Raw genomic sequence first — 24,191 nt, forward strand, 5'->3', positions numbered from 1 at the left:
CGGCAAAATGTAGGCCGTGAGCGCAGTTTCTGTTTCGGAGTCCGGCGTGTGGCCGATCTTGGCCGACGCCGTCGACGTGGCCCGTCGAGCGCTCGTCGAGTCGGAGCCCTCCGGGGTCGGCGCGCATTTGGGGGTGACCGCGGAGGACGACAGTGCGGCGACCCACCGATTCGAAGCCACCCTGCCCGGCTACCGCGGCTGGCAGTGGGCCGTCGTGGTGGCGGCCGCACCAGGGGCGCTCTACGCGACGGTGAGCGAGTCGGCGCTGCTTCCCGGCCCGGACGCCTTGGTCGCGCCCGATTTCGTGCCGTGGGACCAGCGGGTACGACCGGGCGATCTGGCGCCTGGCGATCTGCTCGCCCCCGAAGCGAACGATCCGCGGCTGGTGCCCGGCTATGTCGCCACCGGCGATCCGGTGGTCGATGAGGTCGCACTCGAGGTGGGCCTCGGCCGTACCCAGGCGCTCAGCCTCGAAGGCCGGGAAGAGGCCGCGGAGCGCTGGTACGCCGAGTTCGGCCCCGACACCGACATGGCCAAGGCGGCCCCATCGACCTGCGGCCTGTGCGGCTTCTACCTGCCACTGGCCGGCAGCCTGCGCGCCGCCTTCGGCGTCTGCGGCAACGCGATGGGCGCCGACGGCCACGTAGTCCACGCCGAATACGGCTGCGGCGCACACTCCGACACCGTCCTCCCCACCGGCGGCAGCTCCCCGCTGTCCGAGGCATACGACGACGCCGCGTTCGATGTGATCGCACCGCAAGCTCCACGCAAGCCGGAATCGACGGAGCCCGGCGCCGAGGCATCGACTACGGAATCCGAGACCGACTCGAGCACTACCGCGGCCGCCGATGGTGCGGCAAAGGCCGACGCCGGTTCGACCACCGACGTTGCGGCCGACCTGAACGCAACGGTCGAGACGACTGCTGTTGCTCCTGAGAGTGCCGAGGCCGAGTCGAACGCCGATGTTGCGGTTGAGTCGACCACGGCAGCCGAAGTGGGTGCTGTGGCTGCAATGGGTGCTGAGGCTGAGTCGAGTGCCGATGCTGTGGCGAGTGCGGATGTGGAAGATATCGCGGCTGAGTCCGACGCCGCAGCCCAGCCGAGTGCTGTTGCGTCCGTGAGCGACGAGGTGGCCGGCGTTCCGGCTGAGTCGACGGCTGCTGCGGGCGCTGTGGGGCAGCCGAGTGTCGGTGCTGTGGCGAGTGCGGACGTTGCGAGTGATGTTGCGATTGAGCTGAACACGGCGGTCGAGGTGACTGCTGTTGCTCCGGTGAGTGCCGAGGGCTATTCGGTGGCCGAGGCTGTGTTGATTGCGGATTCTGCGAGTGATGTTGTGGCTGAGCTGAACACGGCGGTCGAGGTGACTGCTGTTGCTCCGGTGAGTGCCGAGGGTAACTCGGATGCCGACACTGTGTCGGCTGACGATGTAGCAGGCGATGTCGCGGCTGAGCCGGGCACGGCTGCCGAGCCGAGTGCAATTACTCCGGTGAGTATCGAGGCTGAGTTTTCGAGTGTCGAGGTTGCGTCGAGTGCGGACTTGGTTGGCGATGTTTCGCTCGAGTCGAGTGCCGCGGCTTCGTTCAATCTCGAAGGCTCGCCGAGCGAGTTGGCTGAGGAAGCACCGGCGCTCGACCAGGCTGCCGAGGCGGCTGTATCGGAGCCGGCTGCCGAGGCGGCTGTGTCGGAGCCGGCTGCCGAGGCGGCTGCGTCGCATCGGGAATCGGCTGTCGACTCGGAGGCGAGTACCGAGCATGCGCCGGGTGCTGAGTCGGCTCCGGCTGGTGAGCAGGCGTCGGCTGCCGACTCGGAACCGAGTGCTGATGGCCGGGACGAGCCGGGTGTCGATGTGCGGCCGGAGTTCGGGTCATCGGCGCAGAGTTGAGCGACACGGCCGGGGTGGCCGATCCCTTCGGTACCTCGGCGCTGCGTGCGGCGGTCCTTGCGGCGTGGCGTGATTCGCCGACGCGGCTGCGCGAGGACGCGGCCACCGAGGCGGATCTGGTTCGGGCCGGGTATCGGGATCGGCTGCTGACCGAGCTGGCGCAGAACGCCGCGGATGCCGCCGCGAAGGCGGGCGTAGCGGGACGCCTGGTGGTCCGGCTGGACGGGTGCACCCTGCACATCTCGAATACCGGTGCGCCACTGGATGTTCCCGGCGTGCACGCCCTCACCGCGCTGCGTGCCTCGGCGAAGGCGAATCCGGCGGCGAGCGTCGGTCGCTTCGGCGTCGGCTTCACCGCGGTGCTTTCGGTCAGCGACGAAGTCGAGGTGCACTCGACCACCGGCTCATTGCGGTTCTCCCGCGAACGCACCTGGGCGGCCCTGCGCGACAACGCAATCACCGTCCCGGAACCGGCCGCCGCCCCACCGGTGCTGCGCCTGGCCTGGCCGGTCCCCACACCCCCAGCGGACGGCGACACCGAGATCGTCCTCCAACTACGCGACGACATCGACCCCCAATCCCTGCTCGCAACCATGCGCGCCGAGGCCGTCGACCTCCTCCTGGAACTGCCTGCCCTGCACAGCATCCGAATCGGCGACGACGAATTGACATGCACGGTCACCGAACTGAGCGGCGAGGGTCAGCAGCAGGCCGCCCCACACGAGCCGCGGTTGGACGGACAGAAACTGTCCGACCTTCGGGAACCGTGGCTCGGAGAGTCGGAGCGAGCCGAACTGCGAGAGCCGCCCAACGACGAGCAGCAACGGCCTGACCTGGCGGAGCGGCACAGCAGCGGACCGGAGCGGTCCGACCTGCGGGAGTTGCACGCCGATGGACCAGAGCGGCCGGGAGAGCTGGACCCGCAGAGGCAAAGACGGGGGCAGTCCGGCCTGCCGAAGCCGTATAACCGAGAGCCCGAGCGAAACGTACTCCGGGAGTTACGTATCGATGGACCGGGCGGGGAGCACCGAGCGTGGTGGGAGTACCGGACTGCCCGCGCTCGCTGGCTGTTGCCGCTGCGCGACGGCAGGCCGGTCGCTGCCGCGGCGGACGTGTTGCGGGCTCCCACCCGCTCCGATGAGGAGCTCTCGCTTCCCGCCCTCCTGATCGCCGACATTCCGATGCAGCCGGATCGGCGCCGACTGCTTCCGGGCGCCCGAATCGCCGAATTAGCCCAGGGCTACGCCGATTTCGCCCGCGCCCTGCCGCCCCGCGACCGCCTCGTCCTGGTCCCGACCCCTGGCTTCGCGCGCAGCGAGGCCGACGGCCTGCTCCGTGAAGCGCTCGTCCGTGAACTCCAGACGCATTCTTGGCTGCCGGTTGTCCCCGGACTTTCCCCGGCCGCAGCGCCCGCCCTCGATGACGCCGAATTGCCCTGGGGCGAAGCATCTCCGGACGGCACAGCCGCTACGCCGACCGGAGAGCCTGGGTATTCCGGACCTTCCGTATCTGCTGCTTCGCCTCTCGACGGTGTGGAATCGCCTGGGGTACCGAGCCATCCGGGTTCAGCTACTGCGGATTCCGATCTTGCCGATTTCCTTGCCGGCCTGGAGTCGGGTCCGGCCCAGGGCTCGACCGATGTCACGGTGTCGGCGAGCGGTGTCGCCGGCGTTACCGCCACGAACGCCCGGCAGAGTGTGGAATCAGCCGGGCGCCAGACATTGTCGAGTGGCGTGGCAGCTACCGCGGTGCCGACTCGGGCGAGTGTGTTCGCCGGGCTGACAGTCGAGTTGGCTCGGCTGCTCGATGATGTGGTCGGGCCGTTGGTGATTCCGGAGTTGTCGGGGCGGACGCATTCCGAGGCGCTGGGTGTGTTGGACGTGCATCGGTTGGGGCTGGCTCGACTTGCGGAGTTGTCGGGTGGGCTGGAGCGGTCGCCGGACTGGTGGTATTCGCTGTATGCGGCGCTGGAGCCGTTTGTGGTGGATCCGTTGGCCGCCGAGGAGTTGGGGGCGCTGGCCGTGCCGCTGGCGGACGGGCGACTGGTGACCGGTCCGCGCACCGTGGTTTTGGATGATCAACTCGAGGTGCCGATTCCGGTGCACTGGGCGCGGCTGGTGCACCCGGAGGCTGCGCACCCGCTGCTGGCTCGGCTGGGCGCGCGTTCGGCCACCGCCGAGGACTTGTTGAGCGAGCCCGCATTGCGCGCCGAGCTGGAGGACCAGCCGGGCGATGCGGATACCGCCGACGCGGTGCTCCGGCTCGCTTCGAACGCCGATCCGGTCGCGCTGCCGTCCTGGCTCGGGTTGCTCGAATTACCGGACAGCTCAGGGGAATTGCTTCCCGCCGACGAACTGCTGCTGCCCGATGCACCGCTGCGTGGACTGCTGGTCGAGGATTCGCCGTTCGGCACCGCCGCCAAGGATCTGGTGGACGGCTATGGCGTCGAGGCGCTGCGGGCCGTCGGTGTCGGCTGGGATTTCAGCACCGTCGTGGAGGCTGATCCGACCGGCCCGGATCATCATCTGGACGACGAGGAGCGCTGGTGGTCGGGCCTGCCCGAGGACCCGCCGGAGTTAGCCGCCGTCCGCGACCTGGATTTGGTGGCCGAGACCGCCTGGCCGCAAGCATTGCGGCAGTTGGCTTCCGGCCCGCGCACCCGACGGTTGCTCACTGATTCCGACGGGTACACGGCGTGGTGGCTGCGCAGGCACGCCCGCATCGACGGCATCACGCTCGGCCTGCTGCGCCACCCCGCCGATACCGAATTCGCGGATCTGCTACCAGAATTCGCGGTCACCGGGCTCAGCCGCGCGGACATGGACGCCCTCCGCGCCGTCCTGGCGAACCCCGATGCCATCACCTCGGAGTTGGCCGCCGCACTCTTGGAGGCGCTGGCCGATTTCTCGAAAACCCCGTCACCCGAGGTAGTTTCACGAACTCACGCCCGCCTGGCCGCGGCGGTCGCCGCCGACCGCCTCGACCTGGCCGATCTCGATCTACCCGACCGGGTCCGCGCACTCTCCGGCGCGGTGGTCGACCCCGCCGCCGCGCTGGTGCTGGATCAGCCATGGTTCGGCCTGGCGTTGCCTCCCGATCGTCTGGTGTTCGGTGACATCGACACCGCTCCCGCCCTGGCGACGCTGCTCGACTTGCCTCTCGTTTCCGAGTCCGTTATCGCCGCGGTGGTGAGCGCCGGCCGCCGGACCGCTTGGTCAGCCGAACCACTCGGTGTCGTTCTGCGCCAACTGTTCACGTTGCCCCCGCAGGACGGCGACCTGGTGCTGCACGATGATCTCAGAGTTCGCGTGCAAGGCGAGGCGTTGGATGTCACGGTTGCGGTGCCCTGGTGGCGGGACGGCACGACCACGCATGTCCGAGTGCCGCAGCACGATTATTGAGCCGCGTAGTAGTTCGCGACCATCTCGCTCAACAGATCCAACTGCCCGCGCACGCTCTCGCTGTCGTTGTCGACCAGCCAGCGCAGCACGATCCCGTCGATCACATTGAGGGTGAACCGGCTCAAGTCGTGCACCGGGATGGTGAACCGACTCGACGTGGCATCGCGCGCGTGATCGAGGATGTCGGCGACGGTGGAGTCGTTGAATGCGTACTGTTCGCGCGCTATCGCGAGTTTTGCGGGAGTCTGTTCGCCTTCGCGAAGTGCATAAGTGGTGGTTTCGTAAGTGAGCAGTTGTCGTTCGGGTGTGGCCTCAATGTTGAGCCACATGAGTTCCAGTCCGGCGCGCACCAATTTTTGAAGCGCTTCTTTTCCACTTCCGGCGTCTTGCCATACCGTTTCATCGGCGTCGACAGAATCGCGTAATTCCATCGACAACGCCTTGACCAGCTCGGTCATCAGCGCGTCCTTGTTTTCGAAACAGTAATGCACCACACCGAGTGAAACACCTGCCGCCTGAGCCACATCGCGCGTGGTCACGCCCGCCACGCCTTTTTTCTCGGCAAGGCCGATGGCTGCCTCGATAAGGTGGGCCCGTCGTTCTTCGACGCTCAATCGGGAGGACACCTCAGGGAGTTAAGCGTCCGAGAAGCGCACAGTCAATTCGCGGGGCCGAAAAACCATGATTGGACGATCGTCCAGTTGTGTGGCCCGCTTCACGGCGGGATCGAAGGGAGACGCGTATGCCCGTGTCACGCAGAAGGGTTTTGGCGGCGGCCACGATGCCGGGCGTAGCCGCGGCACTCGGAGCGTCGGCCGCGGCTGTGGCCGCGCCGGACTCGGGTGAATACCTCATCGGCATCGGCCTGTCCGACATCACCGGACCGGCCGCCGAATGCGGGATGATGGGCTACCGGGAAGTGGGCCAGTGCTCCTGGCCTTCAGGCCGGGGGTGAAGGCCCACGCGGGAGGGCCGCCAAGGCCCGAGCGTGCTCTAACGATCAGTGTTCGCCCTGCGCCCGCTCGGCGGACTCGGCGACATGCACGGGCACCACGGCGGCGATCTTTCGCCCACGGTTGGTGATGTAGGTGATGCGGCCCCGTACCGCTGCGGTGTTGAGCACGTCGGCGAACTGGCGGCGGGCCTCGGCAGCGCTCATCTCTTCGGATTCCATGCACGCCATGATACTTGGATGCACCATCACGTACGTGGATGTACCATTGATCTGTGCAGCTTCGTTACAACTTCCGCCTCTACCCGAGGCGTGGGCCAGCAGGGGTCGTTGGCGAAGGCGTTGGGCTGTGCAAGGGTGGTGTTCAACGATGCGTTGCGGGCACGTCAGGACGCGCGGGCTGATGGGCTGCCGTACCTGTCGGATGGTGAACTGTCCAAACGGTTGACGCAGATGAAGAAACCCGGAACGGGTGTGGCTGGCGGACGTTTCTTCGGTGGTGTTGCAGCAGGCGTCGGCGGATCTGAACACGGCGTACCGGAATTTCTTCGGCTCGATCACAGGGAAACGCAGGGGCGCGAAGGTCGCTGCGCCGCGTTTTCGTTCCCGCAAGGACAATCGTCAGTCGATCAGGTTCACCCGCAACGCCCGGTTCAGTATCACGCCCGGCCGGAAGCTGAGCTTGCCGAAGATCGGCGACGTGCAGGGGCGCTGGTCACGGGAGTTACCTTCGGATCCGTCGTCGGTGACGGTGATCAAGGATGCGGCTGGCAGGTACTTCGCGTCGTTCGTGGTGGAAACCGGGGAACAGCCGTTGCCGATGGTCGATTCCGAGGTCGGTATCGACCTGGGGTTGACGACGTTCGCGGTCCTGTCCGACGGCAAGGTCATCGAGTCTGCGAAGTTCCTGCGGCACGCCGAACGCAGGTTGCGGAAGCGTCAGAAGGCATTGTCCCGCAAGGAAAAGGGCAGCAAAAACCGTGACAAGGCTCGGGTCGAAGTCGCCAAGGCGCATGCCAAAGTAGCCGACACCCGGCGAGACTGGGCGCACAAGCATTCGACACAGATCATCCGCGAAAACCAAGCGGTGTACGTCGAAGACTTGTGCGTGAAAGGTCTCGCGCGCACCCGGTTGGCGAAATCGGTTCACGATGCCGGGTGGGGCATGTTCACCCGCATGCTCGAAGAGAAAGCCGCCCGTTATGGTCGGACCTTCGGCAAGGTGGATCGTTGGTTCCCGTCGACGCAGATGTGCTCCGTGTGCGGGGCTGTCGGCGGCAAGAAGCCCCTGCATGTCCGGGAGTGGACGTGCACGTGCGGCACCGCCCACGACCGGGATGTGAACGCCGCGAAGAACATTCTGGCCGCAGGACGTGCGGACAGGTCAACGCCTGTGGAGCTGGTGTCAGTCTCGACTTCGGTCGAGCGACCGGCTGTGAAGCAGGAACCCGCCGGGAGCGCGGCGTAAGCCATGCAGACCGGAATCCCCGCCCTTCAGGGCGGGGAGGATGTCAAACCGAGCAGAACGTGCTGCTCACCTCGACGCACTCGCACGCGACCTGCGGCGGCTCCAGCAACGACTACGCATACAACCTGTCGATCCTCGGCTTTCAGCAGTACGTCTACGACGCGGAGGTCAACGGCATGGTGGAGGCCACCGCCGCCGCGCACGCAGACCTCGGCCCGGGCTCGCTCGCGCTGGGCCGCAGCGAACTGCACGACGTCAGCGTGAACCGCTCGCGAGTTCGACCGCAACCCCGATGCTCGGCCTGCTGCCCCCGGTGCCGTGGGTACCGAATGTGGTGCCCATCCAGATCGTCCGCCTCGGCGGGCTGTACTTGGCCTGCGGCGGTGGGGAGTTCACCATCGTCGCCGGCCTGCGGATCCGGCGCGCCGTCGCGGCCGCGCTCGGTGTCCCGCTGGAGCAGGTGCTCACGCGGGGCTACGCGAACGCCTACCACGAATACGTCACCACCCCGGAGGAGTACGACTCGCAGCAGTACGAGGGCGCGTCGACCCTGTTCGGTCGCTACACCCTGTGCGCCTACCAGCAGGAATTCACCCGGCTGGCAACGGCTTTCGCGGCCCGCCAGCAGGTGCCCCGCGGCCCGGCCCCGCGCGACGTCTCTACCATCCAGCCGAACTTCCAGTCCGCGCCCGGCCCCGACGCCGCCCCGCCCGGTCGCAACTTCGCCTGACGTGCTGGTCCAGCCCGCCTCCGGCGCCCGAGGCGCCCAGGTCGCCGCAGAATTCGTCTCCGCGCACCCGAAACACAATCCGCGCCGCAACGACACCTTCCTGGAAGTGCAGCGGCGCAACGACTCCGGTGACTGGGTACGCGTCGCCAACGAGGGCGAATGGAACGTGCGGTTCCACTGGAGCAAGCGCGGTACTGCCGAATCGGTGGCCCGCTTCACCTGGGACATCCCGGGCAATGCCGCGCCCGGCCGATACCGTATGCAGCACTTCGCCGACAGTCTCGGTGTCGGCGGTGCGCTGCGCCCGTTCATCGACACTACCAACGAATTCGACGTGGTCTGACGCTCGCCTAGAGCCCGGTCTGTGCGCCCTTGTCGCCACGCCGAGCGCCGCGGCGCTGGATCGCGAAGATCGTGTATCCTAGCAGCCCCACCGCCAGCCCCATCAGACACACCGGGCGAGCCGACTCCCAGCGATCGCCACTGGCCCATACCACGATGGTGGCGATCAGCCACAACGCGCTGCCGACGGCGAGCACCGGCCGTGGATCGGTCAGCCGAGGCGGGATCGCGGGCACTTTCTGAGTCACAGCCCCAGGGTAGCTGCGGGAACAGGCGTCCGGCAGCCGACGGGTCCCGTATCGTTTGCCACTGTGACAACGCCATCGGATGTTCGAGCTCTCGCTGGTGAGCTGTCGATTGCGGTGGTGCGTCTGACGCGACATCTGCGGGGGCGGCGCGCCGACGCCCAAATCTCGCTGACCCAATTGTCGGCGTTGGCCACCCTGCACCGGGACGGCGCGATGACCCCGGGCACTCTGGCCGCCAAGGAGCGGGTGCAGCCGCCGTCGATGACGCGGGTGATCGCGTCACTGTCCGATCTGAAATTGGTGGAACGTAAGCCGCACCCGACCGATGGCCGTCAGATCATCGTCTCGCTGTCGGACGCGGGTCGCGCGCTGATCGCCGATGAGACCAGCGCCCGCGAGGCGTGGATGACCGAACAGCTCTCCTCGCTCACCGACGAGCAGTTGGTCGTCCTCACGCGTGCCGTCGGCATCATGAAGCAGCTCGTCTCCGAGTCCGAATAGCCCGGGACTACCTAGTACCGAGCGTCTGTCGGGTACCGCGCGCCGAACGGCTGGTCGCTGTCGACGATTTCGCGGCCGAGCGGGAACAGCGACAGCGGGATCAGCTTCAGATTCGCCCAGCCGAACGGGATACCCAGGATCGAGATGAACAACGGGATGCTGGTGAGCAGATGGCCCAGCGCCAGCCACCAGCCCGCGACGATGAACCAGATGATGTTGCCGAGCAGCGAACCCGCGCCGGCGGACGGCTTCTCCACCGTGGTCCGGCCGAACGGCCACAGCACGTAGGCCGCAATCCGGAAGGACGCGATGCCGAACGGGATGGTGACGATGAGGATGCAGCAGATGATCCCCGCCAGCATGTACCCCAGCGCCATCCAGAACCCGCACAGCACCAGCCAGAGGATGTTGAGAACCAGCTGAATCGGCTTCATGCGCTCCAGCATGCCAGTAGCCCGGCAATTCGGGCATCACTCCCGGGGACTACATCCTTCTCAGGGGCGGACCCTGATGCGGCCCCGGAAAACCAGCCAATGGATCGGTGTCGTGACGTGACGTCAGAAGAACCAACCGAGCACCGCGTCACGCTCGGCGCCGAACGCCTCGTCGATGGCCCGCAGTTGCCCGGAATCCTTGGCCTGCAACCGATTCGCCGCCGCGAACACCCGCGCTGGATACGCGCCGAAGTACATGCTGCCGAGCACGTCGATGCCGAGTTCGATATCGGCGCAGCGGGTGGTCGGCGTGCATTCGGCCACGCCGTCGCGCACCGTGAGCGCGAAGGCGCCGCCCGCGTCGCGGAACGGATCGGTCACTTCGAGGATGACATCCAGGTCACGGCGATACGAGCGGGCGGTGAGCGCGGCCGGTACATCCATGAGCCGCAACCAGAGTCCGTCGTAACGACTGTTGGTCCGTACCAGGCGAGGATCGGTCAGCAGGTAGGGGAGCGGGTCGTTGTCCGGGAGTTCGGCGTCGATTCTGGTGACGAGATCCAGTCCGCAGAGCGTCCGCCACAGAGCGGCATGGGCTTGCGCCGTCAGCGCCCGCATCTCGACCACATCGGCGACCTTGACCGAGTCGCGATAGTGGTACCGGTACAGCACGTACCCGTCCGGATGCACGAGGGGGAACAGGGTGGCGAGTTGCTTCAAACCGAGGTCGACGCCGACGACCCGATCACGGGTTCGCGGCACCGGGTCATGGTCGGGCAGCTCTACCGAGAACGACACATGCCAGCGGCCACGCTGACACGACAGGGTCGCCGACCGTATGCGCGCCTCACTTGCTTCGATCTTGCGGGCCAGCTTGCGAGTCGATTCCGCAGTGCGGACAACACCGATGACCGGCAACTGGATGTGTCGACGGTCGCGGGCCAGCCCGAAACTCCCTGTCGAAAATCGGCACGACAGTCGGGTGCGGTGCTTCGATTTGAATCGGGGCATCCTTGCCCGCCCTGCCTTCCGGTTGCCCAGAGCGGTCGAGAGATTCGCGCAGCCCGAGGCGTACGCCTCCTTGCTGTTGCCCGACCACCATGGCGCGTACTCGGCTTTTGCTGCGTTCCATGCCTTGCGGAGGCTGTAGGCGGACGTGCTGATCCATGGCGTGAGTTCGTCCCCGGTCAGCCCATAGGTCTGCTCGGCCGAGCGTTGCGCCCAGTTGGCTCGAACCTGCGCGAGGCACCAGTTGCAGGCCACACGCGCCGCTCCGCAATGGGAGCGCATCGAATCCGTCTGAGCATCGGTCGGCTCGAGCGCGAACAGGTAGGCCCGGATCATGTTGCGCCCTCTGCCGGATCGGCCCTGGTCGCGTTCACGGCGGCAGCTGCGCGGCGGGTGGCGGACCCTCGCCCGTACAGGCGGGCGCACATCGCGGTCAGGACTTCGGTCATGTCGCGAACGAGGTCGTCGGCTATTTCGGTGTCGTCGAGTACGACGATGGCGCGACCGTGGGCGGCGAGTGCGGATTCGAGATGTTCGACACCGAACCTCGCCAGCCGGTCGCGATGCTCCACGACGATGGTGGTGACGTCGGGGTCTGCGAGTATCTTCCGCAGCTTGGCGCGTCGCCCGTTGCAGCCCGAACCGATCTCGGTGACCGTGCGGTCGATCGTGATCCCGCGCCGGGTGGCCTCGACCAGGACGCGGCCTGCTTGCCGTTCGAGGTCGGCTTTCTGGTCATGGGATGACACCCGGCAGTACGCGACAGTGGCACCGGATTTCTCTGTCGGCGGTTCGACCAGGATCGTTCCCGTGGGAAGTTGCCGAGCGGGCACCGGCAGTGTCCCAGCGTGGAACCAGTTGAGCGCGGTCCGGTACGAGACGCCTTGCGTCTCTGCCCACGCCCTCAGCTTCATTCGACCCCGTCCGGATCGGGGACGGACGGCAGGAACTCGGCGAACCGCCGATCGATGCTCACCGCGTTTGCCCGAATAGTCGGCCCGTAGCCGAACCGTCCGTAAATGGGTGCCCTGGCTCGCGGTGAAGATCGTCAACGGCAGCCCGGCCGCCTCGGTGCGCCTATGCTGCTCGGCATACATGCGCGCAGAATCCCGCGCCGCCGATGCGTCGGCGCCACCACGACCGCCGCGATCCCGCAGGCGTTCACGGTCCGCTCGCCGGGCACGGTCACCGTCATCCTGGTCGACGCCACATGCCCAACCACACGCTCACCGTCGACCGCGACAATCGCGTCCTGCGGCGGAAACAACCTCTGATACGGCTCCCGCAACGACTCGTCGGTCCGCATGCCGAAGGACGTCTGGATCACCAGCCCGATCCCGGCGGCGTCGCCCTCGGTAGCCGGTCGAATGGTGATACCGGGTATCAGCGTCATACCTGGACCATCCCACGGACCGACACCCGGCCGCACCCGAATTTCTTCCGTCCGGACGCACTTCGCTCGTAGATTCGTCCGCCCGGCTGCGGCCGGCGAGTGGGGTGGTCGCGCCACCTGACACCGGTGTCCGCGCGGGTAGGTTCGCGCGGCAGGATGTAGCGGTGGCCGAAGTGATCGATATCGATGACCCCGCCGATCCGCGGGTCGATGACTTTCGCGACCTCAAGTCCGCCGATCGTCGACCGGACCTGCCCGGGCGCAAGGGGTTGGTGATCGCGGAGGGCGTGGTGGTTGTGCAGCGGATGCTGGATTCGCGATTCGCGCCCACCGCGTTGCTCGGGGTGGAGAAGCGGCGCGCGGAGTTGGCGGACGATCTTGTCGGTGTCGACGCGCGGTATTACCGGGCGAGCGCCGAGGTGATGGCGGCGGTGGTGGGGTTCCACCTCAATCGCGGGGTGCTCGCGGTGGCGAACCGGCCTGCCGAACTGTCGGTGGACGAGGTGCTCGACGGGGCGCGCACCGTGGCGGTGCTGGAGGGTGTGAACGATCACGAGAACCTCGGGTCGATGTTCCGGAATGCGGCGGGGCTGGGGGCCGAGGCCATTCTGTTCGGGGATCGGTGTGCGGATCCGCTGTATCGGCGGGCGGTGCGGGTGTCGATGGGGCATGTGTTGCGGGTGCCGTTCGCGCAGCTGCCGCAATGGCCGGATGGTGTGGATATCTTGCGGGGCAAGGGGTTTCAGATCATCGCGCTCACCCCGGACCCCGCAGCAGTGAACCTGGCTACGGCCATGACAGGGGAGCGGGTGGCGTTGCTGCTCGGCGCGGAGGGACCGGGATTAACCGAGGAAGCCATGCGGGCCACCGATATTCGGGCCAGAATTCCGATGTCGCCGGGCGCCGACTCGCTGAATGTAGCGACCGCCGCGGCAATGGCGTTCTATGAGCGGGTGAGGACATCGTGAGCAGCTACCCGCCGAATGGCTCGTACCGGCCCTATCAGCCCTATCGGGATCCGACACCGTGGGCCGCCGGACTCACCGTGGCGGGCATGGTCGCGCTGTTGACGGCGGTCGCCGTGTACGCGTTCGGGGACGCACTCGCACAGGTGCATCCGCTGCTTTCGGTGGTGGTGAACCTGGTCGCGGCGGGTGGCGCCGCACCGACGGCATGGCGCTGGCGCTTTGCGCCGGTGACCCGCTGGGTGCTCGCCGGCGGCGCGGTGGGCGTGCTGCTGGGTTGGGTGGTGCTGTTGCTCGGTGGGTTGGCGGGTTAGGAGACTCGATCGTGGCCGCGCAACCAACTGAACAGGCCGCGTCTGTTTCTCGTTTGGTCCTGCGGCTCCTGGTCCGCGGGCGCCAGGGTGGCCGGATCGGGTGCTTGCCCCTTCGGGTACAGCGTGAACCCGCACACCGAAATGTCGCCGGGCAGTAGCTCGCCCTCGGTGCCGGACGCACGGTAGTGGAAGCCAAGCCATTTGTGATTGGCGGCGTCCGCGAAATCGGGTGGGTCGAAGGGCAGCGTCTGCGGATCCGGCAGATCACCGGGCTGCCACTGCACCGGATGGTCGCCCGCCCAGTACGGGCGCTCCCAGACCAGTGGCAGGCCGTCGTCTTCGAGGATATTCACCCGCGTCGAGCTGAACGCCCGCCGGAATTCGCCACGCTCCCAATGAGCGAACGCACCCCAGCCGTGCGCGGCGTCGAACGAGATGAGATAGGTGTGTTCCGAAGCCAGCGGACGGACGAGCAGTTCCGGCAGCGCTGTCGGACGCACGAGCGCGGCCTGCGTCGAACACATCACGGTGACACCGGGATAGCAGCCGATGTACACCTCGTCCATGTCCGGGCCCGCGCAGCCGCCGAGCGTGCCGACCATGATAGGCAACACGTCACGGTCGGCGTGCAGCTGCTTCGCCAAGGCGAGTGCGGCATCCGGATCGGAGTCGTGGTTCGCGCGGAGTACAGCCAACGGATCGAGTGCGTCGACATACCAGAGGGACGAAGCTTTGGATAGCATTTTCCGGCGCCTCCCGATGGTTGCACGAAACAGCTCCGCGAACTTCGAGCAACTCCCGGTGATTTCGACAACTCTCCGTCACCGGGAACCGCCCTACGCCGACATTTGCAGTCGACTACACACCAAAAATCTACCCGCACTTCACCGTGAAGTAGGTGGCTTCGGACCCCGAACACGCCAGCGGGCGAAGAAATTCGTTCGACAACGCCCATCCAGCTACCTCGCCGGTTGCTCCAGCAAACCGATATCGGCCAGGATTAGGTAGCGCCGCACCGCTAATCGCGATGCGGCATCACCTGGACCGGAGCCCGCATGTCATCAGGACTGGGGCGCGGCGACTGGGTCTGCTCGCCTCGGGGCCAGGTGACTTCGCCATCGGACCGGCGTCTTCTCGTTATCCCGCGAACCCGGGGCCCGGATGCGAGTAGACCGAGAACGTCACCACTGGATTCGACGTTCGCCGAGGTAGGAGACGACCGCGGAAAGCCTGGTGCGTAGCCCGACTCAGTGACCGGAGCTGCGCACCCCGAGCAGCACGTCCTCCCAGGACGGCATGGGCGCCTTACCCCGCTTGGTGCGGTTGGACTTCGCGGGAGCCGCCTTGCCATTGTTGGGCTGGGCGTTCTCCTCGGCGGCCGCGGGCGTCTTGGCCGCGGCGGGAGTCTTCGGCGCTGCGGGCGCGGACGGGGCGGTGCCCGTTGTCGAGGTGCCCGCGGCGCTGCCACCGGCGGCCGGAGTTGTGCTGGTTCCCGCCGTAGCCGCGGTCGCGTTGCCACCCGCGGCCGGAATGGCGTTGGTGCTCGCGGCCGGGATCGCGGTGTTGTTCGCGGCGGCCGGGATGGCGGCATTGCTGCCGCCCGCGGCGACGGACCGCTGCTCGTAGTATTCGTCCAGCGTCGGCTGGCTCTGCCGGGGCGCGGTACGCGCGGCCGGGGCCGCTTCCCTGGCCGGGCGGCTTTCTGCGGGGCGAGTCTCTGCCGGACGGGTTTCCACCGGCGGCTCGGGTGCGGCAGGCGCCTCGATCTCGGCCTGCGGCGGGAGGATCGTGGCCAATCCGCGCAGGGCACGGCCGAAGTCGGGATCGATCAGATCGGAGGCGGGGTCGTCCAGCGGCGACACCGACCCACCGTGCGCGTCGGGCTGGTAGCGCCAATGCGCGGTGATGTCGGAACGGCCGTTCCGCCACTGCAGTTGGGCGACCCAGAAGCCCTTCTCGTCCTTCCAGGCGTCCCATTCGACGCCCTCGATATTGTGCCCGCGCTCGGTGAAGGCAGCGGTCACGATATCGATGAGGGTTTCTACCGCGGGGCCGTCGGCGCGGACCGGATGCGCCTTCTGCGCGAGTTCGGCGGCGCGGGCTCGCTCGAGCAGCACCGGGTAAGCGAATCGCTCGACCCGACTCGCCGGCATCCCGGACTCTTCGGTGACTTGGTCTACGGAGGCGCCGGCGCGGATGCGAGCTTGAATATCGCGAGGACGCATAGTTGCTTCCATTTCGATCTCAATCTGGCCGAATCGGGCAAGGTCTCCGCGGGCTGCGGCTCGAAGCTTGTCGTCGGCGGGCAGCCGGTACTTGGTGCCGGTCTCGGTGTCGATGCACACGATGTGCGTGGAGTCGGGCGTCACCCCGATCACTCGAAGTTCACGCACCGTTACCTCCTTATCGCGTCGGCTCGCGACACCGCCCACTTTCCGAAACAGTAGTGCACTACTGATGATCTCGAGGCAAGACACGCGGGGCGGAGATCTGCGAACAACCTTCCGTACCCCGCTAATCTGCTCTGTTCGAGTCGCCGCGCCTCCCGGCGCGGCGTGTCGAAAGCGGAGTGTCGCGGGCCTCAGCCCAATTTCTCGACGACCCAGTCGATGCTACGGGTCAATTGCGTGACGTCCTCGGGGTCGATCGCCGGGAACATGCCGACGCGCAGCTGGTTTCGGCCCAGCTTGCGGTAGGGCTCGGTGTCGACGATTCCGTTGGCGCGCAGCACCTTCGCGACGGCGGCAGCGTCGACCGAGTCGGCTAAATCGATGGTGCCGACGACCTGCGAGCGGTGCGCGGGGTCCGCGACGTACGGCGTGGCGAACTCGCTCGACTCGGCCCAGGAGTACAGCCGCGACGACGAATCCAGCGTCCGCTTGACCGCCCAGTCCAGACCGCCTTTGCCGTTGAGCCACTCGATCTGGTCGGCGAACAGCAGCAGGGTGCCCAGCGCCGGGGTGTTATAGGTCTGGTCCTTGGTGCTGTTGTCGATCGCGATCGGCAGCGAAAGGAATTCCGGCGTCCAGCGACCCGAGGCCTTGATCTCCTCGACCCTGGCCAGCGCGGCCGGGCTCATCAGCGCGACCCACAGACCGCCGTCGGAGGCGAAGCACTTCTGCGGGGCGAAGTAGTAGACGTCGGCGTCGGTGATGTTCACCGGCAGACCGCCCGCGCCGGAGGTGGCGTCGATGGCGATGAGCGCGTTCTCCGAACCGGCCGGGCGCTGCACCGGAATGGCGACGCCGGTGGAGGTTTCGTTGTGCGCCCAGCCGATGAGGTCGGCGGACGGATCCGACACCGGCTCCGGCGCGCTACCCGGCTCCGACGAGACCACGATCGGGTCGCCGATGAACGGGTTGCCCTTGGCGACCGCGGCGAACTTCGAGCTGAACTCGCCATTGGTCAGGTGCAGCGAACGCTCGCGGATCAGGCCGAACGCGGCGGCATCCCAGAACGCGGTGGTGCCACCGTTGCCGACCACGACCTCGTACCCGTCGGGCAGCGCGAACAGCTGACGCAGCCCGTTGCGCACGCGCGCGACCACATCCTTCACCGGTTTCTGCCGATGACTGGTTCCGAACACCGAGGCGCCAACGCTCACCAGAGACTGCAACTGCTCCGGTCGCACCTTGGAGGGGCCACAGCCGAACCGTCCGTCTGCGGGCTTGAGATCGTCGGGAATAGTCGGCAACTCAGTGGTCATGGCCAATAGGGTAGACGGTGATAATGCTGTGTCGCTGACCACACTCCAGCTAACGTTGACCGTCATGAACATGGCGGCGGCTAACTCGGGGTGGCGACTGCGCGGTCGGCGGGCACAGAATTTCGGACTGCGTGCGGGGGCGATGTCGGATGCGGCGCGACGGGAGTTGTTGATTCGCGGAGCCGCGGGCTCGGCAACGATCTTGGGGGTGCGGCCGCGGCGCAGCGAACCGGGGCATGTGTTCTGGGTGCGGGTGCAGGTCGATGGGGAGTTGCCCTATGAGACCCGGGTGCGTCAGCGGATGCGCGAGGACGACCTGGAATGGATGCAGCCGGGCGATGTGGTCTGCTGCCGGGTCGATCCCGGCGATCGTGACCGGGTGGTGCTGTACGTGCCGGATATCGCGGAGGCGGGCCGGGCCAGCATTTCGAAGATTCTGTCCGACGGCCGTCGCGCCGATGCCACCGTGCTTGCCGCCGCGCCGGTGGCCGCCGACTATGGCGGCCGCGACGATCCGGTTCTTCGCCTGGATCTCGAGCTGCGCGCCTGGGACGAGCCGAAGCCGTGGCGGGTGCGCCTGGTCCAGCCGGTGCCGTTGACCGCGATCGGCCTCGTCGATCTCGGCCAGCATCTCGAGGTCGCGTTCTTCACCGTCGACCGCGGTGACTCGGTCGCGGTCGATTGGATCGCCTCGCTCGGCGAGGACTAGCGCGCGCGATTGGTCGAGTCGAGTCGGTGGCTGTCCCTGCGAGGCCTGCCGTTCGGCTACGGGGGAGTGACCCGGCTCAGCGCGTAACTGGTGACGGCTATCAGCGCGTTCTTCGCCGACTCGCGGTTGCGTGCGTCGATCATCATCACCGGAACGTCGTCTGGCACCGATAGGGCGTCCCGGATGGCTTCTTCGGGGAACCGCGGTGCGTCGTCGAATTCGTTGACGGCGACCAGGAAGGGTAGTCCTAGCTCCTCGAAATAGTCGACAGCCGAGAAGCTTTCGCCCACGCGGCGGGCGTCCACCAGCACGATCGCGCCGATGGCGCCGAGGCTGAGGTCGTCCCACATGAACCAGAACCGGTGCTGGCCCGGGGTGCCGAACAGGTAGAGCACCAGGTCGTCGGCCAGGCTGATGCGCCCGAAATCCATGGCAACGGTGGTGGTCTGCTTGTCTGGAACCGGCGACGTATCGTCCACCTCGGCACTGAGATCGGTGATCAGCGCCTCGGTGCGCAGCGGCACGATGTCCGACACGGCGGCGACCAGGGTGGTCTTGCCGACGCCGAACTCGCCGGCGATGACGATTTTCGCCGAGACGGCGCGGGTGCCGGAAGAGTTGTCTACGGATTCGGTTGCGGTCATCGGATGTCCTCGGCTGCAAAAGGGTTCGACGATCGAATTGATCGGCCGTCACGTACGCCACGGTCATAGCTATTGAGCCCGGCCCGGATCGACTCGGGTTCGGGACGGGCCTGGGTAGGTTCTTCCTGCACCGAGGGACCGGGCTCGGCCCCGCCGGGCACCAGCTGATTCCCAGGTTCCCGGCGTGGCAGACCGGATTTGGTTCGCTTAGTGATCGGCGGCTCCGCGGCCCGTCGCGCCGCCGACCACCCTTCGTCCGCCGCTGAGTTCCAACTCACCGGAGCCTCCTCCTGACTCGCCATCGGATCCGCGAGCCACGCCGAAATCATCTCCTCGAAGATCGGGGTCGTCGCCGAGTCGTCGGCGGTCGGCGTGGATCTGGTGGGCTGCGCAGGCCGGGACGTGGGTTGCGCAGGTGCGTTGGCCGCCTGCGCTGCCGGAGAGTCGGATTCGGCGAGCATGGATGAACGCTGCTCGGGCCGAGAAAGGGACTGCGCGCGCAGGGACTCGGGCGCGGTAGGTCCGGAACTGGGTTGCGCAGGTGGGGGCGCGGATTCTGCAGGTGGGGGCGCAAGTTGTGCAGGTGGGGGCGCGGGCTGGGACGCCGATGGGGTGGGCGCGGCCGGTTCGGTAGGCGGGGCTTCGGACTCCGCGGGTGCGGACGCGGGCTGCTTGGACGCAGACCGGAAGAACGAGACCGTCTTGGCGACGCGGAATTGGTGTGTGTCCGGCGCAGTGGAATTCGAGGCAGGCGTGGTGGACGCGGGTTGATCGGGTGCAGTCGGTGCTGTCGCGGTCCGTGCCGCCGCCGTTGGTGACGTTGCGGTCGTTGCAGTCGCGGTCGGTGCGGGTATGGCAGCGGGAGTGCGGCGCTGGCTGCCGCCCGACTTGCGGCTACCTCGGCGATTGGCGCCCGGAACCCGTTTCGGCAGACCGTAACTGGTGATAACCGGAGCTACCTGCGCCGGTTCGGGGGCAGCCGCGGGGCGCGGGGCGAGTCCTTGCTTCACTGCCGGGATTTTCGTCGTGTCGGTTTGCGGACCAGGCGCCTTGGCCCGCGGGCCCGTCGGCTTGGACTGCGATGGTGTCGACTTGGACGGCAGCGTGTTGGTTGTGGTCGGCCTCGCCCCGGGTCCAGGATGCATCGCGTCTCGGGGCACCGGAATGATCGGGTGCCCGTTGGCCGGAGTGTCGCGTTCCTGGGGCGGCACCGAGATCAGTGGCGCTGGGATATGCAGGCTCGCGGTGATGCCCGGATTCAGTGCGTTGTCCTGGGTGCGGCGTAGTCGGACGGTGATGCCGTGGCGTTCGGCTAGCCTGCCGACCACGAACAGCCCCATCTGCCTGGTCGTCGCGAGGGTGGCCGTGACCAATGTCGAAAACCTGCGGTTGATGTCGTCCAGTTCGCCGGCCACGATGCCGATGCCCTCGTCGATCACCTCGACGAGCAGCCCGCCTTCCGAGGTCCGGCTGTAGGCGACGGTCACCCCGCTGTCGGGCGGCGACGCCCGCAGCGCGTTCTCCAGCAACTCCGCGATCAGGTGCACCAGGTCGGTGGCCGCGGCGCCCGCTACCCAACCATCCGGTGTCGCACCGGCTTTCACACGCTGGTAGTTCTCGACCTCGGAGAGCGCGGCGCGCAGGATGTCGCGCACCTCGACCGGTCCGGACCGGTCGGGCCGCGATTTCGTCCCGGCCAGCACCAGCAGGTTGGCACTGTTACGCCGCATGCGGGCGGCCAGATGGTCGAGCCGGAAAAGGTGGTCGAGGCGCTCGGGATCCTTCTCCTCGAACTCGAGCGCGTCGATCATGCTGAGCTGGCGATCCACCAGCGTCTGGTTGCGCCGGGCCATGATTTCGAACATGTCGTTGATCTGGTCGCGCAGCAGTTGTTGCTGCACGGCGAGTTTGAGCGCCTGCGCATGCAACCGGTCGACCGTGCGGGCGATTTCGCCGATCACGCCGCCGGTGTGCACGGGCACCGGGGTGACCACGATGTGCTCGAGCCGGGCGCCGAGGCTGATGCGCTCGACCTCGTCCGGCAGATCGCGATCGGCGAGCTTGGCCGCACCCGCCTGCAGCCGCCGCAACGGGCGTAGCAACGACCGAGCGACGAGCGCGGCCAGCACGAGCGCCGCGACCAGCGTGCCGAGCACCACGAGGGAAGCCTGGATCGCGGCAGATCGGGCCGCGTTGGCCTCGTGGTCGACGTCGGCGATGATCCGCTCGACGGTCTCGTCGGCCAGCTTGGTGAACACGTCGCGGGACCCGATCGCGAGCGAGCGCAGGTCGGGCAGGTTCACCTGCCCGCTGCGGATCGCCTCGTCGATCGTCCCTTTCAGCGCGACATTGTTGGCGCGGACCACCCGGTCGAGATCGGGCTTGGCGGAGGGCAGGTCGCGTTCTACGGTATTGGTCATCGCCACGAAGGCGCCCTGCTCGGCGTTGAACTCGTCGACCTTCTGGGGATCCTGGATGGCCGACATTGCGCTCATCAGCCAATTGAAGCCCTCGACCTTGCCGTACAGCAGGTCGAACAGCTGGGTTTTGGCGACGACGACCGAAGCGATCTGAATCGGCGTGAGCAGGTTGTCGATGGTGCCGATTGCTTCGCGGACGACCGCGTTGTTCAAACTCACCGCCTTCAGCGGATCGCCACCGCCCTTGCCACCGGAGCGGATGACCTCACTGGTTGCGGTCATCTGCCGCAGCGCCGTGACGACTGTGGCATCGAGACCCGGGCGTCCGGCGCGCACGGTGGCGCTGGTGATCGCGGTGGACAGCTCGACCAGATCCTGGTCGGTGGTGGTGCCGTAGACCTGTCCGCCCGCGACGGTCGAGGCCGCCGACTCGAGCGCGGTGATCACGGGAATGTCGGAGATCCGGTCTGCCGCATCGTCGTATGTCGAGTAGTTGCCGAAGGAGACCGACAGCCGAAGGCCGCCGAGCAGCATGGCCGCGGCCAGCGGAACCGCAACGGCCGCAGTGACCTTCCAGCGAACCCGCCACTGCTCGAGGTTCAATACCCGAGTGCGCGCGACCGTTCCCTGCGCCACCCTCATACCTGCCTTCCGCTCGGATCCGGCTCGATCCGGGCACCTCGCCATCGGCGAAATATCCGGTGAACAACCGCGATCCGTCTAACCGTGTGCTACGCCCGATCAGGGCACGCCTGACCTCGGACAGCATCAGCATCGGTACAATACTGGCTGGATGCCAATAGTTCCGACGTTTGGGCGTTTCGCTATCGGCTTGTGCTCCGGTCAGAGATGCACGAAGGTAAAGCCCGCCGCACGCAAGGCGGGCAGCGCGGCGGTCATGCCCGCGGCGGTGCCGGACTTCGGGCGATGCATATGGGCGAGTGAAATCGCGCCGGGCGCCGCTGCACTCATCGAGTTCTGCACGGCGGTCGCGTTCGCGGTGGCCCCGTAGTCGGCATTGATGCTGAAGCCGACGGGAGTCTCGCCAAGCTCGTTGACGATCGACACCGCGACATCGTCATAGTGCGCGGTGCCCGCACGGAAGAACCGCGGCGGCTTGCCGAGCAGCGTGGTCAGCCGCTCGTGGTTGGACCAGACCTCGTCGACCGCCTCCTGCGGCGAGCCGGTGCCGGTAATGCCGTAGGCGGATTGGCCCGACACCGACAGCGGCTTATGCGCCACACCGTGATTGGCGAGTTCGAACAGTGGATTCGCGGCCAGTTGCGCGGTGCGCTCGGGATTCGCGTCGATCCAACGCTTGTTCAGGAACAGCGTGGCCGGAAACTGCTGGGAGATCAGCAGATTCAGCAGCGTCTCGTCGATGTCGTTGTTGCCGGTACCACCGCAGGCGTCGAAGGTCAGCGCCATCTGCTTGCCGTTCGCCGCGAAACTGCTGGTGATGCCCCGCATCTCCATGCCCCACAGCTGCGGCTGGTCGGCCGCGTGCCTGGCCGCCACCGCGGCAGGCGTTGCCGCGGCAGGCGCCCGCCGCACCGCGGTCACCGGGATGTCCGGTGCGGCACTGGCGCGCGCTCCGGCAGCGGTTGTCGTGTTATTCGATCGGGCGGCAGGCGTATTGCTCTTGTCCGTACCACATCCAGCAGCCAAACTCGCGACGGCAGCGGCGCCGATTCCGAACATCCGCCGCCGCGACATTCCTCTATCCAGCATTCCCCGTAAGCCCTCTTTCCAGCACGCGTCCACCGGGATGTTACGCGAGCCGGGCTGTGTTTGATTTGCAGCACCTGCGGCGCGGTGTGTTCGCTAAGACGCACGCCTCCGTGGTTTCTTGCGAAAACCGGTGGCAGGTAACTCAGGAGTGGGCGACGCCGGCCCAGCCCGTGACCTCTTCCGGCCGCCGCGGCGCCGGGCCGGTGTAGATCGCGGCCGGGCGGACCAGCTTGCCCAGCTGCTTCTGCTCGAGGACGTGCGCACACCAGCCCGCGGTACGACCACAGGTGAACATGGCGGGCATCATGTGAGCGGGCACCTCGGCGAAGTCCAGGATCACCGCGGCCCAGAATTCGACGTTCGTCTCGATGGCTCGGTCCGGGCGGCGTTCGCGCAGCTCGGCGAGGGCGGCCTGCTCCAATGCGGCGGCAACCTCGTAGCGTGGGGCGGCCAGACGCTTCGCGGTGGCGCGCAGCACGCGGGCGCGCGGGTCCTCGGCCCGGTACACCCGGTGCCCGAAGCCCATCAGCTTCTCTTTGCGGTCCAGGATGCCCTTGACCAAAGCGCGTGCGTCACCGGCCTTTTCGACCGCTTCGATCATCGGCAGCACGCGCGCGGGCGCGCCGCCGTGCAGCGGGCCGGACATGGCGCCGATCGCGCCGGACAGTGCGGCCGCCACGTCGGCGCCGGTCGAGGCGATCACCCGGGCGGTGAAGGTGGAGGCGTTCATGCCGTGCTCGGCGGCGGAAACCCAGTAGGCGTCGATGGCCTCGGTGTGCCGCGGGTCCGGGTCGCCCTTCCAGCGGGTCATGAACCGCTCGGTGACGGTGGTGCACTCGTCGATCTTCCGCTGCGGCACCGCGGGCTGGTAGATGCCGCGCGCGGACTGCGCGACATAGGACAGCGCCATCACCGAGGCGCGTGCCAGGTTCCCCCTGGCGGTCTCGTCATCGATGTCCAGCAGCGGCTCGTAGCCCCAGATCGGGGCCAGCATGGCCAGCCCGGCCTGCACATCGACCCGCACGTCGCCGGTGTGTACCGGCAGCGGGAACGGCTCGGCGGGCGGCAGCCCGCGCCCGAACTCCCCGTCGACCAGCAGCGCCCATACATCCCCGAAGGTCACCCGGCCGAGAACCAGGTCCTCGATGTCGACGCCGCGGTAGCGCAGCGCGCCACCGTCCTTGTCCGGCTCGGCGATATCGGTGGTGAATGCCACCACACCCTCGAGTCCGCTGACGAAGTCGCTGGGTACGGTGGCCTGCCCACCGGGAACCGCGGGGCTGGTAGTCATGTTGTGACTCTCCTTGCACATCGGGTCGCATGTTCGCGGGCAACAGTGGATG

Annotated in this window: 24 protein-coding genes and 2 pseudogenes; 12 read left to right on the forward strand and 14 right to left on the reverse strand. The window is 67.4% G+C overall.

The window, feature by feature from the left end:
• Positions 1-16 precede the first annotated feature (16 nt).
• Positions 17-1,882, forward strand: coding sequence for a DUF3027 domain-containing protein (locus tag ACV7NQ_RS20670; protein WP_463361168.1), 1,866 nt, complete (start codon positions 17-19; stop codon positions 1,880-1,882).
• Positions 1,879-5,283, forward strand: a complete 3,405-nt coding sequence (locus ACV7NQ_RS20675) for a sacsin N-terminal ATP-binding-like domain-containing protein (RefSeq protein WP_463361169.1) — start codon at positions 1,879-1,881, stop codon at positions 5,281-5,283. Before ACV7NQ_RS20670 ends, ACV7NQ_RS20675 begins: the two co-directional genes overlap by 4 nt.
• Here ACV7NQ_RS20675 and ACV7NQ_RS20680 read toward each other — a convergent pair.
• Positions 5,277-5,897 carry a TetR/AcrR family transcriptional regulator gene (locus tag ACV7NQ_RS20680; RefSeq protein ID WP_463361170.1) on the reverse strand — a complete coding sequence of 207 codons (621 nt, stop codon included), beginning with the start codon at positions 5,895-5,897 and terminating at the stop codon, positions 5,277-5,279. The two genes, ACV7NQ_RS20675 and ACV7NQ_RS20680, sit on opposite strands and share 7 nt — an antisense overlap.
• Positions 5,898-6,025: 128 nt before the next feature.
• Here ACV7NQ_RS20680 and ACV7NQ_RS20685 point away from each other — a divergent pair, with 128 nt between their 5' ends.
• A complete protein-coding gene (locus tag ACV7NQ_RS20685; RefSeq protein ID WP_463361171.1) occupies positions 6,026-6,238 on the forward strand; it encodes a hypothetical protein in 213 nt (70 codons plus the stop codon).
• 45 nt (positions 6,239-6,283) lie between these two features.
• Here the strand turns inward: ACV7NQ_RS20685 and ACV7NQ_RS20690 are convergent, their stop codons facing one another.
• Positions 6,284-6,457 (reverse strand): type II toxin-antitoxin system prevent-host-death family antitoxin, encoded by a 174-nt coding sequence (locus ACV7NQ_RS20690; protein WP_463361172.1) that lies wholly within the window; start codon positions 6,455-6,457, stop codon positions 6,284-6,286.
• Positions 6,458-6,475: 18 nt separating this feature from the next.
• On the opposite strand from ACV7NQ_RS20690, the pseudogene ACV7NQ_RS20695 reads away from it, so the two are divergent.
• From ACV7NQ_RS20695 to ACV7NQ_RS20715, 5 genes and pseudogenes are all read left to right on the forward strand, one after another.
• Positions 6,476-6,598, forward strand: a pseudogene (locus ACV7NQ_RS20695) (hypothetical protein); the annotation flags it as partial.
• A gap of 133 nt (positions 6,599-6,731) precedes the next feature.
• Positions 6,732-7,703 carry an RNA-guided endonuclease InsQ/TnpB family protein gene (locus ACV7NQ_RS20700; RefSeq protein WP_463361173.1) on the forward strand — a complete coding sequence of 324 codons (972 nt, stop codon included), beginning with the start codon at positions 6,732-6,734 and terminating at the stop codon, positions 7,701-7,703.
• Positions 7,704-7,762: 59 nt separating this feature from the next.
• A pseudogene (locus ACV7NQ_RS20705) lies at positions 7,763-7,918 on the forward strand (neutral/alkaline non-lysosomal ceramidase N-terminal domain-containing protein); the annotation flags it as partial.
• Positions 7,919-7,995: 77 nt separating this feature from the next.
• A complete protein-coding gene (locus ACV7NQ_RS20710; protein WP_463361174.1) occupies positions 7,996-8,433 on the forward strand; it encodes a neutral/alkaline non-lysosomal ceramidase N-terminal domain-containing protein in 438 nt (145 codons plus the stop codon).
• Position 8,434: 1 nt separating this feature from the next.
• Complete coding sequence (locus tag ACV7NQ_RS20715) at positions 8,435-8,776, forward strand: neutral/alkaline non-lysosomal ceramidase C-terminal domain-containing protein (RefSeq protein ID WP_463365757.1); 342 nt, start codon at positions 8,435-8,437, stop codon at positions 8,774-8,776.
• Positions 8,777-8,783: 7 nt separating this feature from the next.
• Here the strand turns inward: ACV7NQ_RS20715 and ACV7NQ_RS20720 are convergent, their stop codons facing one another.
• Positions 8,784-9,023, reverse strand: a complete 240-nt coding sequence (locus tag ACV7NQ_RS20720) for a DUF2530 domain-containing protein (RefSeq protein ID WP_463361175.1) — start codon at positions 9,021-9,023, stop codon at positions 8,784-8,786.
• 63 nt (positions 9,024-9,086) lie between these two features.
• On the opposite strand from ACV7NQ_RS20720, the gene ACV7NQ_RS20725 reads away from it, so the two are divergent.
• A complete protein-coding gene (locus ACV7NQ_RS20725) occupies positions 9,087-9,524 on the forward strand; it encodes a MarR family winged helix-turn-helix transcriptional regulator (RefSeq protein WP_463361176.1) in 438 nt (145 codons plus the stop codon).
• An 11-nt stretch (positions 9,525-9,535) separates the two neighbouring features.
• On the opposite strand, the gene ACV7NQ_RS20730 is transcribed toward ACV7NQ_RS20725, so the two are convergent.
• From ACV7NQ_RS20730 to ACV7NQ_RS20745, 4 genes are all read right to left on the reverse strand, one after another.
• Positions 9,536-9,958 carry a YccF domain-containing protein gene (locus ACV7NQ_RS20730; protein ID WP_463361177.1) on the reverse strand — a complete coding sequence of 141 codons (423 nt, stop codon included), beginning with the start codon at positions 9,956-9,958 and terminating at the stop codon, positions 9,536-9,538.
• A 123-nt stretch (positions 9,959-10,081) separates the two neighbouring features.
• A complete protein-coding gene (locus tag ACV7NQ_RS20735; RefSeq protein ID WP_463361178.1) occupies positions 10,082-11,302 on the reverse strand; it encodes a sterol carrier protein domain-containing protein in 1,221 nt (406 codons plus the stop codon).
• The gene (locus ACV7NQ_RS20740) at positions 11,299-11,880 is read right to left on the reverse strand and encodes an IS607 family transposase (RefSeq protein ID WP_463361179.1); all 582 of its coding nucleotides are present in this window, start codon (positions 11,878-11,880) and stop codon (positions 11,299-11,301) included. Before ACV7NQ_RS20740 ends, ACV7NQ_RS20735 begins: the two co-directional genes overlap by 4 nt.
• A 134-nt stretch (positions 11,881-12,014) precedes the next feature.
• The gene (locus ACV7NQ_RS20745) at positions 12,015-12,359 is read right to left on the reverse strand and encodes a GNAT family N-acetyltransferase (protein WP_463361180.1); all 345 of its coding nucleotides are present in this window, start codon (positions 12,357-12,359) and stop codon (positions 12,015-12,017) included.
• 164 nt (positions 12,360-12,523) lie between these two features.
• Here ACV7NQ_RS20745 and ACV7NQ_RS20750 point away from each other — a divergent pair, with 164 nt between their 5' ends.
• Both ACV7NQ_RS20750 and ACV7NQ_RS20755 read left to right on the forward strand, forming a co-directional pair.
• A complete protein-coding gene (locus ACV7NQ_RS20750) occupies positions 12,524-13,327 on the forward strand; it encodes a TrmH family RNA methyltransferase (protein WP_463361181.1) in 804 nt (267 codons plus the stop codon).
• Positions 13,324-13,638: a DUF2537 domain-containing protein gene (locus tag ACV7NQ_RS20755; RefSeq protein ID WP_463361182.1), complete on the forward strand. Its 315-nt coding sequence runs from the start codon at positions 13,324-13,326 to the stop codon at positions 13,636-13,638. Before ACV7NQ_RS20750 ends, ACV7NQ_RS20755 begins: the two co-directional genes overlap by 4 nt.
• Here ACV7NQ_RS20755 and ACV7NQ_RS20760 read toward each other — a convergent pair.
• The 3 genes from ACV7NQ_RS20760 to serC form a co-directional block, all read right to left on the reverse strand.
• Positions 13,635-14,381, reverse strand: a complete 747-nt coding sequence (locus tag ACV7NQ_RS20760) for a DUF6928 family protein (RefSeq protein WP_463361183.1) — start codon at positions 14,379-14,381, stop codon at positions 13,635-13,637. The two genes, ACV7NQ_RS20755 and ACV7NQ_RS20760, sit on opposite strands and share 4 nt — an antisense overlap.
• 504 nt (positions 14,382-14,885) lie before the next feature.
• Positions 14,886-16,031 carry a septation protein SepH gene (gene sepH / locus ACV7NQ_RS20765; protein WP_463361184.1) on the reverse strand — a complete coding sequence of 382 codons (1,146 nt, stop codon included), beginning with the start codon at positions 16,029-16,031 and terminating at the stop codon, positions 14,886-14,888.
• 188 nt (positions 16,032-16,219) lie between these two features.
• Positions 16,220-17,344 (reverse strand): phosphoserine transaminase, encoded by a 1,125-nt coding sequence (serC, locus tag ACV7NQ_RS20770; protein WP_463361185.1) that lies wholly within the window; start codon positions 17,342-17,344, stop codon positions 16,220-16,222.
• 28 nt (positions 17,345-17,372) lie between these two features.
• Between serC and ACV7NQ_RS20775 the strand changes: the two genes are divergently transcribed.
• Positions 17,373-18,053: a hypothetical protein gene (locus ACV7NQ_RS20775; protein WP_463361186.1), complete on the forward strand. Its 681-nt coding sequence runs from the start codon at positions 17,373-17,375 to the stop codon at positions 18,051-18,053.
• A 56-nt stretch (positions 18,054-18,109) separates the two neighbouring features.
• Here the strand turns inward: ACV7NQ_RS20775 and ACV7NQ_RS20780 are convergent, their stop codons facing one another.
• The 4 genes from ACV7NQ_RS20780 to ACV7NQ_RS20795 form a co-directional block, all read right to left on the reverse strand.
• Entirely contained in the window at positions 18,110-18,697 is a 588-nt protein-coding gene (locus ACV7NQ_RS20780; protein ID WP_463361187.1) for a GTP-binding protein, read from the reverse strand.
• Complete coding sequence (locus ACV7NQ_RS20785) at positions 18,694-21,759, reverse strand: sensor histidine kinase (protein ID WP_463361188.1); 3,066 nt, start codon at positions 21,757-21,759, stop codon at positions 18,694-18,696. The genes ACV7NQ_RS20780 and ACV7NQ_RS20785 overlap by 4 nt, the downstream gene beginning before the upstream one ends.
• 201 nt (positions 21,760-21,960) lie before the next feature.
• On the reverse strand, positions 21,961-22,848 hold the full coding sequence (locus ACV7NQ_RS20790) for a polysaccharide deacetylase family protein (RefSeq protein ID WP_463361189.1): 888 nt from the start codon (positions 22,846-22,848) through the stop codon (positions 21,961-21,963).
• 142 nt (positions 22,849-22,990) lie between these two features.
• On the reverse strand, positions 22,991-24,139 hold the full coding sequence (locus ACV7NQ_RS20795; RefSeq protein ID WP_463361190.1) for a citrate synthase 2: 1,149 nt from the start codon (positions 24,137-24,139) through the stop codon (positions 22,991-22,993).
• Positions 24,140-24,191 lie beyond the last annotated feature (52 nt).

The sequence above is a fragment of the Nocardia sp. Tas62D01 genome (assembly GCF_055232035.1).

Coding starts and splice junctions, on each gene's coding strand:
- ACV7NQ_RS20685 (WP_463361171.1), top strand. CDS start 6,026: ATGCCCGTGTCACGCAGAAGGGTTTTGGCGGCGGCCACGATGCCGGGC.
- ACV7NQ_RS20690 (WP_463361172.1), bottom strand. CDS start 6,457: ATGGAATCCGAAGAGATGAGCGCTGCCGAGGCCCGCCGCCAGTTCGCC.
- ACV7NQ_RS20710 (WP_463361174.1), top strand. CDS start 7,996: ATGCTCGGCCTGCTGCCCCCGGTGCCGTGGGTACCGAATGTGGTGCCC.
- ACV7NQ_RS20730 (WP_463361177.1), bottom strand. CDS start 9,958: ATGAAGCCGATTCAGCTGGTTCTCAACATCCTCTGGCTGGTGCTGTGC.
- ACV7NQ_RS20735 (WP_463361178.1), bottom strand. CDS start 11,302: ATGATCCGGGCCTACCTGTTCGCGCTCGAGCCGACCGATGCTCAGACG.
- ACV7NQ_RS20740 (WP_463361179.1), bottom strand. CDS start 11,880: ATGAAGCTGAGGGCGTGGGCAGAGACGCAAGGCGTCTCGTACCGGACC.
- ACV7NQ_RS20745 (WP_463361180.1), bottom strand. CDS start 12,359: ATGACGCTGATACCCGGTATCACCATTCGACCGGCTACCGAGGGCGAC.
- ACV7NQ_RS20760 (WP_463361183.1), bottom strand. CDS start 14,381: ATGCTATCCAAAGCTTCGTCCCTCTGGTATGTCGACGCACTCGATCCG.
- serC (WP_463361185.1), bottom strand. CDS start 17,344: ATGACCACTGAGTTGCCGACTATTCCCGACGATCTCAAGCCCGCAGAC.
- ACV7NQ_RS20780 (WP_463361187.1), bottom strand. CDS start 18,697: ATGACCGCAACCGAATCCGTAGACAACTCTTCCGGCACCCGCGCCGTC.
- ACV7NQ_RS20785 (WP_463361188.1), bottom strand. CDS start 21,759: ATGAGGGTGGCGCAGGGAACGGTCGCGCGCACTCGGGTATTGAACCTC.
- ACV7NQ_RS20790 (WP_463361189.1), bottom strand. CDS start 22,848: ATGCTGGATAGAGGAATGTCGCGGCGGCGGATGTTCGGAATCGGCGCC.
- ACV7NQ_RS20795 (WP_463361190.1), bottom strand. CDS start 24,139: ATGACTACCAGCCCCGCGGTTCCCGGTGGGCAGGCCACCGTACCCAGC.